This is a genomic window from Capnocytophaga sputigena, from assembly GCF_900446695.1.
GTDB classification, from domain to species: domain Bacteria; phylum Bacteroidota; class Bacteroidia; order Flavobacteriales; family Flavobacteriaceae; genus Capnocytophaga; species Capnocytophaga sputigena.
The window spans coordinates 617,314-630,436 of the sequence record NZ_UAVP01000003.1; the positions used below are offsets into that span (position 1 = coordinate 617,314).

The window sequence follows — 13,123 nt, forward strand, 5'->3', positions numbered from 1 at the left end:
TGTTTTTAAAATGTTACATCCACTCCTATGCTGAAAGAACGCAGAGTAGGATAAGAATACAAAGAAATTTCTCCAGAAACAAACTCTTGATTAGAACCTAACTGACTTTCTCCTGAACCTATAGAAACTTCTGGATCACCTTCAAATTTAGTCCAAGTGTATAGATTTTGTCCTTGTACAAAAATGCGTACATCTAAATTGTTTACAAAGCTCTTAGGTAAGGTGTACCCTAAGGTAAGTGTTCTAAATCTCACATAAGAAGCATCTTGTAAAAAGCGATCAGTTTGTTTATTGAAAGCTGCATTCAAACGAGGAAGTTTTGTATCACCTACTTGTTTCCAATAATCAAAGGCATCTTTACGCTGGTTGTTTCTAAATTGAGCCCCATCACTTAACAAATCATAAGCAACACGATTATAAGTGTAATTTCCTAATTTAAATGAGAAATCAGCGGTTAAATCAATACCTTTATACGAAATAGAAGTATTGAAACCTCCATATTGTTTAGGTAGGGGAGATTTCCCTGATAAGATTGCATAATCAGCTTTGTTATAGTCAGAGGTTCTTTTAACTTCTGTAACATTACCATTAGCATCTTTTTCATCATAGTAATACTCAGGAATACCAGTACTTGGATTCACACCTGCATAACGAGGCATATAAAAAGTGAAAGGAGTTTCACCTTCTTTTAAGATAGTATAATATCCCGTTGTAATTTTATCTCTACCATTTAAACTTTCAATCTTGTAGTTCATAAAGGTAATATTTCCTCCTAAACTCCATTTAAAGTTCTCTGTTTTAATTATATCAGCATTCAATGAAACTTCAAAACCTGAGGTTTTCATTTCACCAGTATTAGTATACTGAGTGTATGAACCACCTTCCCAAGAAAGAGGTACTTCAAACAAGAAGTCCTTTCTATTATTTGTGAAGTAGCTTCCCAAAACAGACAAACGATTTTTAAAGAATCCTAAATCAACTCCAGCATTGAATGATTTTTGAGTTTCCCAAGTAAGTTTAGGATTTGCTATATTTGATTTAACTACAGCTGCAGGTAGTCCTCCATAAGAAGAAGATATATAATAACCTTTCGCAGCATAGTCAGGAATATTCCAGTTACCTGTTGTACCATAAGAAGCAGTTAGTTTCATACGGCTTAACCATTCAAGGTCTTTCACAAAATTCTCTTTAGCTATATCCCAACCTACACTTGCACTCCAAAAAGTACCAAAACGATTGTCTTTACCAAAACGAGAGGCTCCATCACGACGTACAGAAGCTGATAGGAAATATCTATTATCATAATCATACTCGGCTGCAGCAGCAAATGATAGTAAAGCACTTTCACTTTTTTTTGTTTCAGCATCGGTAGGAAAAGAACCGTTATCTTGAGTTGTTAAATGTTTAGACATATATCCTTTAGATGTAAGATAGTATGAATGATAGAAATTATCAGTGTACTCAGTAAACACAGTGGTATTTAGGTTGTGTAAACCAAAAGATTTCAAATAACTAAGCTGATTGAACCAAGTATAAGAATAAGAGTCTCTACCATTATCTGTTTTAGAACCTGGTGCGTTAGGGTCACCCACTATATTATCTAAAATAGATCCTGGTTTATTTAGACTTTCACGTTTAAAACGACGATAATTAGCTGAGTAACGGCTTGTAAAACTAAGCTCAGGTGTAATATTATAAGTACCATAAACACTTGCTAACAATTGAATAGTCTTATCAGTTCTTGGCTGATTTTCAAGAGCTTCTAAAATAGAGAAACCTTGAGATCCAGTATTATAAACTAATTCATTATTATCATCACGTATAAAATTACCATTATTATCTCTCTTATAAACAGGTTCATAAGGATTATATAAATATATTGCCCTAAAAGGATTCTGTATATTGTTTCTATCACGAGGTTCATCAGAACGAGTTTGAGCAAAACTTGAGTTCAATCCAAACTTGAACTTATCAGTCATCTTAGATGTGAAATTGAATCTACCTGTATATCGGTTAAAACCTTCTAATTTTCTTATGATACCTGTATTTTTATCCCATCCTCCTGAAACAAAATATGAGGTATTTTCATTAGCTCCAGAAGCTGAAAATACATGTGAAATAATTTGAGATGTTTTTAAGATATCATCTTTCCAATTATGTTCATAACTTTTCAATAAAGCTCTTGTTTCAGGTGTTCTTGTATAAGCTCTTGGTGATACAGTTTGTTCAAAGTCCATTTTTTCCTCAGCATTCATCATTTCAAAAGGATCTTCTATTTTATTACCAAATCCTGCTCGAGCAGAATATGAAAATTTCACATTCCCTTTCTTACCTTGTTTAGTAGTGATGACTACCACCCCATTAGCACCGCGAGAACCATAGATAGCTGTAGAGGCAGCATCTTTTAATACTGTCATCGTTTCAACATCATTAGGATTTAAGGTATTAAGATGATCTTCACTTACGAAAACACCATCAATAATATATAAGGGTTGAGATTTATCTCCTCCTTTAACATTCAAAGAAACAGAACCACGCACTTTAATAGAAGCCGTTTGTCCTGGTTTACCATTCAAAGCTGTAACGTCTACCCCCACAGCCTTACCTTGTAGCATATTATCTACAGAGGTAGATGGGTTTAACTTACTTAAATTTTCAGAACCAATAGTAGTAACACCAGCCGATACAGCATCCTTTTTAGTTTGCATATACCCTGTTAGTACCACTTCATCGATTACTACAGCTTCTTCTTGTAGTACTACATCAATACGAGCTGAAGTACCAACTTTGTGACTTTGGGTCTTCATTCCTAAAAATGAGAACTCTAAGGTCTTACCTGGCGCCGCCTTGATACTGTAACGACCTTCCATGTCAGTTTGTGTACCGTGGTTTTCTCCTTTTACTACTACGGCTACACCCAACATTTCTAATCCGTTGGCATCACGCACCGTTCCTGTAATCGTCCTTTCTTGTGCAGTAGCGACTGCGGAAAAGAAAAGAACGAATAAAAACACGTAAAATAGTTTTTTCTTCATCGCTATTAATTTTATAGTTTAACGCCGCAAAGTTATAGAATAATTTTACACGAAAACAAGTTTTTACAGATTTTTTTTTGCATACATAAAAATATCTTAGAAAAAAGATACTTTTTGACTTATTTTCAATTTAAACTAATATTTCACCTAAAATATTGAAATATTCTCATCAAAATAGATTTTTTATTGAAAATATCTCATTTTTTTAGCTAATTATTTGCCATATCATTATATTTATACAAAGATAATCTAAATCATTCATTTTCAATAATATAAATAATATATATACTGTTATAAATGTTTTTTATAACAAGCTAAAATCGCTGCCGTCCTCTAAAACTTTAACATTGTTTAACATTTATATAAAATGCAAAATCTCTCGTTGTAAGTGATATTTTACAACGAGAGACTTATATTTTATTGAAAATAATTCGTTAGAAAACGAAATCTATTACGAAAAACCTAACCACAATCCCCAAGGAATTCTGGAAAGTAATAGCACTAAAGCTATACCATAGAACAAGGCTATTTTGCCAAACATCTGGCGCGCTTCGGTCTGTTTTTTGAGTTTTACCCAACCAACAGTGATGAGCACAATGGCAATGATATTCATCAAAGGGTGTTCTAACAACAGAAGGCGCAATAAGGAGTCTTTCATTACTACCTTAGCCCCTTCACCCCACATCTGCAAACGAGGCGTTGTAACATATACTAACAAACCTAACAGCATTTGTATATGTGAAAATACTAAGGCAAACAAACTTAAACGGAGGTCTTTTACCTCAAAGTATTTTTTATGTTTAAAATAACCGATAAGTGCATTAACCACCGCTGCAATAAGCACAGCTAATACTATATAAGCAGTGAATGAGTGTAATTGTTTAATTAGTTGATACATAAAGAATTCTTTTAAAATTAGGGCGCAAAAATACAAATCTTTTTCAAACATAGTAGTTTATTGGTCTATTTTTTGTACTTTTGCGTTGAAATACAGTGATTAGCAACCTTTCACTTTTCACTCTTAACTTTTCACTTATAATGACAGACCAAGTTTTTGCCCTACACGTGGCAACTCGTAACAATCTTTTAACTTATTTGGAGAATGTAACTCCTGAACAATTAGCGCAAATCCCCACAGGATTTCACAATAGTATCTGGTGGAATATCGCCCATTGTGTGGCTACACAACAGATTCTATGTTACAAACTATCAGGGGTTAAACCTGTAGTTTCAGATGATTTTATAGAAACTTATAAAAAAGGTACTTACCCTGATGGACATATCCCTACTGCTGACGAAATTCAAGAATTGCGTAGCCTGCTCATCAGTACTCAAAAACAACTACAAGCCGACTATGAGCGCGGGGTATTCTCTAACTTTACCCCTTATACTACTAGCTATGGCTACGCACTCACCTGCATTGAAGATGCCATACATTTCAACAACACTCACGAGGGTATGCACCTTGGGGTGGTAATTGCTTTAAACTACTTTGCTAAATGATAGAAGATAAAACACCTCACCGCACCTCATTAGCCGATTTGGGTGAGTTTGGACTCATCGACCGCCTAACAGAAGGGTTTGAAAATCACAATCCGTCTACTCTCAAAGGCGTAGGCGATGATGCAGCGGTAATGGATTTTAAAGATAAAAAAACGGTTGTCTCTACCGACCTACTCATTGAAGGCGTACATTTTGACCTTAGCTATGTACCACTAAAACACTTGGGGTACAAAGCGGTATCGGTGAATGTATCCGATATTTATGCAATGAATGCTACCGCTACCCAAATAACGGTATCAATAGCGGTATCTAATCGCTTCCCTGTAGAAGCCTTAGAAGAACTCTATGCGGGCATCCGCTTAGCGTGTGATCGTTACAAAGTGGACTTGGTAGGGGGCGACACAACCTCCTCTACACGCGGACTTATCATCTCGGTAACGGCGATAGGTGAAGCTAATGAAGAGGACTTGGTATACCGCAACGGGGCGCAACCTAATGATCTTGTAGTACTCACAGGTGATATAGGAGGTGCTTATATGGGCTTACAGATATTGGAGCGCGAAAAGGTGGTCTTTCAGGTAAACCCCAATTCTCAACCCGATATAGAGATGTATTCCTATATTTTAGAACGCCAACTCAAACCTGAAGCTCGTAAGGATATTCCGCCTTTGCTCAAACAATTAGGTGTAAAACCTACGGCTATGATGGATGTGAGTGATGGCTTATCGTCAGAAATATTGCATATTTGCAAGCAATCTGGAGTAGGTTGTAGGTTATATGAAGACAAAATACCTCTTGACCCACAAGTGATTAGTACTTGTGAGGAGTTCAATTTGGATAGCACTACCATAGCCCTAAGTGGCGGTGAAGACTACGAATTGCTCTTTACTATTGCCCAAGCCGATTACGACAAAATTAAAGGCAACCCTAATTTTAGTGTAATAGGCTACATTACCGATAAAGAGGAGGGGGTAAACCTCATCACTCGTGCGGGACAGTTCATCCCAATCATAGCGAGAGGGTGGAATGCTTTGAGCAATGAATAATTGACAATTAATAATTTAACAATATATGAAAAGAAGATCATTTTTTAAAAATGGGGCTTTAGCAGCCTTAGGAGGATTGGTATTACCTTCCTTTGATTTACAAGCGCAAACCCTTGGGGAAGCCCATAAAAACAAACGCACTAAAAACATCATCTTTATGGTGAGTGATGGTATGAGTTTCGGCACTTTGGTAATGGCTGATCTCTACCTCAAACGCAAATTCGGTCGCCCTTCTAACTGGATGGGACTATACGAACAGAACCTCGCTCAACGCGCCGTAATGGATATGGCATCGGCGAGTTCGGTAGTAACTGATTCATCGGCAGCAAGTTCATCTTGGGGCGGTGGCGTACGTGTAAAGAACGGTAGCCTTAATATCAGTCCGGATGGCAAAGAAAATATGCCTATCTTGCAAAAGTTCAAAAAAGCAGGTAAGAAAGTAGGTTGCGTTACTACTGTAATGGTAAACCACGCTACTCCTGCTGGATTCTGTACTTGGAGTAAAAGCCGTAATGCAATGGACGAGATTGCCCTTAACTACACCGAATTAGGTTTTGATGTGATGTTAGGTGGCGGTAGTAAATATTTTGACCCTGCGCATCGCAAGGACAAAAAAGACCTCTTTGCTGTTCTCAAAAAGAAAGGTTATACAGTAGCTCGCACTCGTAGTGAAATGCAAAAAGCCCCTACTAATAAACCTCTCTATGGACTTTTTGCTGAGGAGGCTCTCCCCTACTCTATCGATCGTGCGCAAAGTAGTGAAGAACAAGCTAAAACGCCTACTCTTGCCGAGATGACCGCTAAGGCTATCGACCAACTTAAAAGTCACCCTAACGGCTTTGTAATGCAAGTAGAAGGGGGTAAAGTAGACTGGGCTGCACACGCTAACGATATAGGAGCTTTGCTATATGACCAAGTAGCTTTTGACGAGGCTGTGGGGGTAGCACTTGATTTTGCAAAAGCCGATGGCAATACCCTTGTAGTCATTACTTCCGACCACGGTAATGCTAACCCTGGGCTCATCTATGGCAAAGAGTGTAATGACAATTTTGACAGATTGCAAAACTTCACCCATTCTAACGATTGGATATTGCAACAAATCAACCCTAATGACTCTATAGCTAAAGTGCGTGAACACGTAGCTCAATACTGCGGTGGAATGAACATCAACGAGGAACAAGCTAAAGAACTCTTAGGCTATTACGCTAAAACAGAAAGAAAAGAAGACGGCTTGTACAACTACAAACATCTCCCTTACCGATTGTTTGCCGAAATACAAAAAGCGCATACCTCAGTAGGCTGGATAAGTATGGATCACTCATCCGATTACACTGAGTTGGGAATGTATGGACCTGGTAGCGAGCGTCTAAAACCTTTTATGCGCAATACCGATATACACAATTTCTTGTTAGATGTAGCGGAAGTTAGAGTTTAGGAATTAGTAAGAGGAATTAGAACATGAAAAGTTTTCGTTTTCAGCAAATCATAGCTTTTGTAGGGGTATTACTCTTTATAGTAAAGCTAATAGCGTGGCAGATGACGCATTCGGATGCAGTATTATCGGATGCGATGGAAAGTATAGTGAATATCATAGCTGCTTTTATGGGGCTTTATTCGTTATATCTTTGCAACAAACCTCGGGATACCGATCACCCCTATGGACACGGAAAGGTAGAGTTTGTTACCTCAGGGATAGAGGGAGCACTTATTGGTTTGGCAGGGATACTTATCATCGTAGAAGCTGTTCACTCTCTAATTACAGGGATTATACTCAACAAATTAGATTGGGGTATTGCAATAGTAACCTCTACAGCTATTTTGAACTATACAATGGGATATATTTCGTATAGAAAAGGAAAACGAGAACACTCATTGGTATTGATAAGTTCAGGGAAGCACTTGCAATCGGATACTATATCAACAATTGGAGTAGTGGTGAGTTTGGTGTTGGTACATTTGACAGGATGGTTATGGCTTGATCCTTTGATAGCTTTATTATTTGGGGGATACATCATCATTGCGGGGTATCAGATTGTACGCAAAGCCCTAAGTGGCATTATGGATGAGAAAGATGAAGCTCTCTTTACGGAACTTGTAAATATACTACAAGCTAACCGCAAAACCGAGTGGATAGATATTCACAATATGCGCATTCAGCAGTTTGGAGCACACTTACACATCGATGCCCATATCACCCTGCCTTACTACTATTCGCTAAAAGAAGCCCACCAAGAGATGGAAAATGTGATTCATCTGTTAGTAAAAAAAGTAAATAGAACTATAGAATTCAACTTTCACTTAGACTATTGCAAGCCTTTTTCTTGCGAAATATGCGCTATCGACTGTCCCTTTAGAGAAAAACCTTTTGTACAAACTATACAATGGGATGTGAAAAACATAGCGGGTATAGCGAAACATAAAATTAATGAAAAATAAGAAATAACCATAGTATTTTTGGCTATTTGTGATATATTTAATACTTTTGCCGTGAAATACTGCTTACAATAAACGATATGATAGTTACTTTCTTTTCAGAAAACCTATGGTTTACGGCTTTTTGTGTGTGCTTCCTTTCATTAGGAGTGGCTTATTTTTCTTTGCCAAGTGTCATTTATGTCGTGAAGCAAAAAAACTTGATGGACAAGCCTAATGAACGCAGTTCTCACAAAGAAAAAACTCCAACTTTAGGAGGACTTTCCTTTTTTGTAAGTTTGATTTTCACCTTATTTTTACTTCGTCCGTTTGATAATGATAATGTGGGAATTAATATTCTATCAGGGGTTGGGGTATTGTTTTTTGTAGGTTTAAAAGATGACCTAACGGGTGTAAACCCCAGTACAAAAATCATTGGTCAAATTATTGCTACCCTTATTCTTTTCTTCGGTTCAGGACTTAAAATCACCACTTTTAATAATTTTTTAGGCATTACCGATATTCCTTATTGGTTTTCTATACTTATCAGCTGTGCCATAGTAATGGCTATTGTCAATTCTTACAACCTTATTGATGGTATCAACGGATCGGCAGCAATGGTAGGCATTGTAATTTTTGGGGCTTTCGCTTATGTGTTCTACGATGCCGAAATGTATTTCTACTTCTTGTTATCGCTGTTGAGTATCAGTTTTCTATTGGCTTTTTTGCGCTATAATCTATCGGCTAAAAAGCGGGTGTTTATGGGCGATACAGGCTCTATGATTGTAGGTTTCCTCATTGCTGTATTGGCTATCAAATTCTTTTCACTTAATACAGAACTGTTAGAAAGCGCTGTTATCACCCCTTCTAACAAGGTATGGGTATTGCTTTCTATCATCTTTATTCCATTTTTTGATACTACCCGTGTGTTCACTACCCGCTTGTTGCGCCACGGACAACCTTTTAAAGCCGACCGCAGCCATATCCACCACGTGATGATAGACTATATGAAATTGTCGCACTCACAAGCGAGTTTGCTATTAGCGGCTATCAACCTAAGTGTATTTATTACTATTTTATCACTAAACACCTCTCTTTCTCCTATCTATTTAGGAATTGTTTTAGGAGTTATTTTTATAGGATTGGCAGGACTTCTCTTTTATGTAAACAGAAGCTATCACATCCGTAAGAAGAAACAAAAAATAAGACATATTGTGAATGAAATTATAAAAAAGAAATAATTTTTTTCGTACCTTTGCGCCCTATCTCATAAGAAATGCTCAAACAGAATTTACAACTTAAACTCTCACAGAAACTTTCACCTCAGCAAATACAGCTGATGAAACTCGTGCAACTCCCCACTCTTGCCTTTGAACAGCGCGTAAAACAAGAGTTGGAAGAAAACCCCGCCTTAGAATCGGGGCGCGAAGAAGATGCCCTTGATGAGTTTCACGATGAGTTCGACAACTCTTCCGATGAATATAACGACAACGATGTAATTGATATGGACGATATCAACATCGATGAATACCTCAGTGATGACGAAATACCCGACTATCGTTTGCACGCTAATAACTACAGCGACGACGATGAGGATCGCGATATTCCTTTCAGTGCGGAGGTATCGTTCCACCAGTCCCTTATCAACCAATTAAACACCTTTACCCTCTCGGATGAAGATTACCTCATTGCTGAGTTCCTCGTGGGTAGCATAGACGATACTGGCTATATACGCCGCTCTATTCAAGACCTTACCGATGACTTGGCTTTTACCCAAAATATCTATACTGAAGAGGAACACGTAGAGCAAATACGCCAACAGATTATCTTTCAATTAGACCCTGCAGGAGTAGGCGCTGCCGACCTGCAAGAGTGCTTGCTCATACAACTGCGCCGCAAAAAACAAACTCCTGCTATAGAATTGGCAATTAAAATGCTTACCGAAGCCTTTGAGGCATTCACTAAAAAGCATTATACCAAACTGCAACAGCGCTTTTTGGTAACTGAAGAACAGCTAAAAGAAGCGGTACAAGAGGTGGAACGCCTGAATCCTAAACCTGGAAGTTCCTATGTAGGCAATAATGTACATATAGAGCAAATCATCCCCGATTTTACCGTAAAAGTGGTAGATAACGAGTTGGAACTCTCCCTCAACGGACGCAATGCTCCTGAACTACACGTTTCTAAGGAATACAGCACTATGCTTGATACTTATAAGAAGAGTAAGGAAAAGAGCAATTCACAAAAAGAAGCAGTATTCTTTATCAAACAGAAGTTGGATTCGGCTAAGTGGTTTATAGACGCTATTCGTCAGCGACAACAAACGCTCCTCATCACTATGGATGCTATTATGGAACACCAACGCGAATACTTCCTTACAGGTGATGAACTGAAAATTAAACCGCTTATTCTCAAAGATATCGCCGATAAGGTAGGTATGGATATTTCTACTGTATCGCGAGTAGCAAGCAGTAAATACGTAACTACCCCTTACGGTACCAAGCTCATTAAAGATTTCTTTTCGGAATCTATGAAGAACGACCAAGGAGAAGATGTTTCTACTCGTGAAATCAAGCAGATATTACAACATATCATCGCTAAGGAAGACAAGAGTAAACCCCTCCCCGATGATGAATTGGCACAGCTCCTCAAAGAGAAAGGTTACCCCATTGCACGCCGCACTATCGCCAAATACCGTGAACAAATGGATATACCTGTAGCACGCCTCAGAAAAGAACTATAGTCTAATGACGAGTGACAAATGACGAATGACAGTGCGACTCGTATAGAAAAAAATATAAAAAAGCTCGAAGCCTCACGGCTTCGAGCTTTTTAGGTATATGAAAAGTAAAAAATCTACTCTAAGGTGAAATCTACTGTGCCTTTAATGTCGCCTGAAGAGGTGCCTACTAAGGCTTTGAAGGTACCTTTTTCGGCTACCCAAGCGTGTTGCTCAGGGTTGAAGAAGGATAGGTCTTGCTTGGTGATGTGGAAAGTTACAGTTTTGGTTTCTCCTGCCTTTAAGAATACTTTCTCAAATCCTTTGAGCTCTTTGTACGGGCGTAATACTGAGGCTTCTTCGTCGTGCAAATAGAGTTGTACTACTTCAGCACCATCGCGCTTGCCGGTGTTCTGTACTGTTACCGAGAAGCTGATATCGCCGTTGGTGGTTTTCTTGTCAGCAGTGAGTTTGCCATATTTGAAAGTAGTGTAAGAAAGTCCGTGACCGAAAGGGAATAGTGGTTTTACGCCTTTTGTATCGGCGTAGCGGTAGCCTACTAAAATGCCTTCATTGTAAGTAACGTCTTTGTCCCCTGGGTATTCACCTAAGGCTACAGCCCCATTGTCTTCCAAACGCACTGGGAAAGTGAAAGGCAATTTCCCTGAGGGGTTTACATCACCGAAGAGTACATCGGCGAGGGAGTTACCTGCTTCGGAGCCTAAATACCAATCTTGTACAATGGCAGGCACACTCTTCACCCAAGGCATTGCCATTGCATTCCCCGAAATGAGTACTACAGCCAAGTTTTTATTAGCTTTTGCCAAAGCTTCAATCACAGCATCTTGTCCGTAAGGCAATCCGTATTGTTTGCGGTCGTTGCCCTCACAATCCTGACCGTCGTGTTTGTTGAGTCCGCCTATAAAGATAACTACATCGGCTTGTTTAGCAGTTTTAACAGCTTCGGCGAGGAGTTCTTGAGCTGGACGCTTATCAGTGATGTCGTTGGCAGCAAGCCCGTCTTGGTCTTTGTAATCGTCGCTGGCATAGCCACGAGCATAGAGCACTTTGGCAGTATTGCCCACACGGTTTTTAATTCCGTCTAAGGGGAGTATCTCGTGAACGGCTTTGAGTGAGGAACTTCCTCCACCTACGGTCATCATTTTGATAGCATTCTCGCCTATTACGGCTATGGTTTTCGCTTTTTTAACATCAATAGGGAGTACATTTTTATCGTTTTTGAGCAGTACGATACCTTCTTGTCCTATCTTGCGAGCTACAGCAAAGTGTTCTGGTGAGGCGAATGACCCAAAGGGGCGATTGGCTGCCATATTGGTGCGGAATACAAGTCGGAGGATATTGCGTACCTTTTCATTTACAACTTCTTCTTTTATTTCTCCTGATTTCAGTTTTTCGAGAAAAGGTTGGGCAAGGAAATAATGGTCGTAAGCATTTGAGCGGTTTTCGGTCATTCCGTCAGTCCAAGTACCAAATTCCATATCCAATCCGTGGAGGGCAGCGCCATCGGTGTTGTTCACACCACCCCAATCGGATACTACGGCACCGTCAAAGCCCCATTCTTTGCGCAAGATGTCTTGCAATAGGTATTGGTTTTGGCAAGCCCATTGGTCTTTGTATTTGTTATAAGCCCCCATTATGCTCCACGCTTTTCCCTCTTGCACAGCAGCTTTGAAGGCAGGGAGGTAAATCTCATACAAAGCGCGGTCGTCTACCTTTACATTCACGGTATGGCGGTTGATTTCTTGATTGTTAAGCGCATAATGCTTCACACAAGCAGCCACACCATTGGCTTGCACGCCTTGCACATAAGGCACGACCATTTTGGATGCCAAATAAGGGTCTTCGCCCATATACTCGAAATTGCGACCGTTGAGAGGAGTACGATAGATGTTCACCCCAGGACCTAAGAGTACGTTTTTATTACGATAGCGGGCTTCTTCGCCTATAGCCTTTCCGTAGGCTTTGCTGAGAGCGGGATTCCACGTAGCAGCAAGGCAAGTGAGGGCAGGAAAAGCGGTACATTTATCGTTTGTCCATCCCGCTTGATTCCATTCGTCCCAAAGTACTTCGGGGCGTATGCCGTGAGGACCATCGGTCATCCAGTTTTCGGGGATACCCAAGCGGGGCACACCAGGTGAACTAAACTTAGACTGCGCGTGGCACATAGCTACTTTTTCCTCTAAAGTCATTCGCGAGAGGGCATCGTCGATACGCTTCTCAATGGGTTGCGAAGCGTCTAAATAAACAGGCGTTTGCTGGGCTGAAAGCGTACCTACGGCACAGCAAAGCAGTAAAGTTTTTATATTTTTCATATTGTATTCGTTTAATCCTCTCCCCGTTCTCCTCCCGAAAGGAGGGGACAAGCTGCAAAAGCGACGAGGGTACTT

9 protein-coding genes are annotated in these 13,123 nt (G+C 39.4%); 6 read left to right on the forward strand and 3 right to left on the reverse strand.

Translation table 11 applies throughout. The features are described 5' to 3' along the window. Positions 1-5: 5 nt before the first annotated feature. Positions 6-3,035, reverse strand: coding sequence for a SusC/RagA family TonB-linked outer membrane protein (locus DR017_RS02935; protein ID WP_002680519.1), 3,030 nt, complete (start codon positions 3,033-3,035; stop codon positions 6-8). 451 nt (positions 3,036-3,486) lie between these two features. Beyond that, a complete protein-coding gene (locus tag DR017_RS02940; protein ID WP_040361469.1) occupies positions 3,487-3,933 on the reverse strand; it encodes a hypothetical protein in 447 nt (148 codons plus the stop codon). Positions 3,934-4,073: 140 nt separating this feature from the next. Here DR017_RS02940 and DR017_RS02945 point away from each other — a divergent pair, with 140 nt between their 5' ends. The 6 genes from DR017_RS02945 (at position 4,074) to rpoN (ending at position 10,739) form a co-directional block, all read left to right on the forward strand. Then, complete coding sequence (locus DR017_RS02945; RefSeq protein WP_040361466.1) at positions 4,074-4,538, forward strand: DinB family protein; 465 nt, start codon at positions 4,074-4,076, stop codon at positions 4,536-4,538. After that, positions 4,535-5,584 carry a thiamine-phosphate kinase gene (gene thiL / locus DR017_RS02950; RefSeq protein WP_002680533.1) on the forward strand — a complete coding sequence of 350 codons (1,050 nt, stop codon included), beginning with the start codon at positions 4,535-4,537 and terminating at the stop codon, positions 5,582-5,584. Before DR017_RS02945 ends, thiL begins: the two co-directional genes overlap by 4 nt. Before the next feature lie 25 nt (positions 5,585-5,609). Continuing rightward, entirely contained in the window at positions 5,610-7,019 is a 1,410-nt protein-coding gene (locus DR017_RS02955; RefSeq protein ID WP_002680440.1) for an alkaline phosphatase, read from the forward strand. A 23-nt stretch (positions 7,020-7,042) separates the two neighbouring features. Continuing rightward, complete coding sequence (locus DR017_RS02960; RefSeq protein ID WP_002680445.1) at positions 7,043-8,020, forward strand: cation diffusion facilitator family transporter; 978 nt, start codon at positions 7,043-7,045, stop codon at positions 8,018-8,020. Positions 8,021-8,097: 77 nt separating this feature from the next. Next, a complete protein-coding gene (locus DR017_RS02965) occupies positions 8,098-9,237 on the forward strand; it encodes a glycosyltransferase family 4 protein (RefSeq protein WP_002680437.1) in 1,140 nt (379 codons plus the stop codon). Positions 9,238-9,272: 35 nt separating this feature from the next. After that, the gene (gene rpoN, locus DR017_RS02970) at positions 9,273-10,739 is read left to right on the forward strand and encodes an RNA polymerase factor sigma-54 (protein WP_040361462.1); all 1,467 of its coding nucleotides are present in this window, start codon (positions 9,273-9,275) and stop codon (positions 10,737-10,739) included. Between the two features lie 113 nt (positions 10,740-10,852). On the opposite strand, the gene DR017_RS02975 is transcribed toward rpoN, so the two are convergent. Further along, the gene (locus DR017_RS02975; RefSeq protein WP_095909129.1) at positions 10,853-13,048 is read right to left on the reverse strand and encodes a glycoside hydrolase family 3 C-terminal domain-containing protein; all 2,196 of its coding nucleotides are present in this window, start codon (positions 13,046-13,048) and stop codon (positions 10,853-10,855) included. Positions 13,049-13,123: the final 75 nt, after the last annotated feature.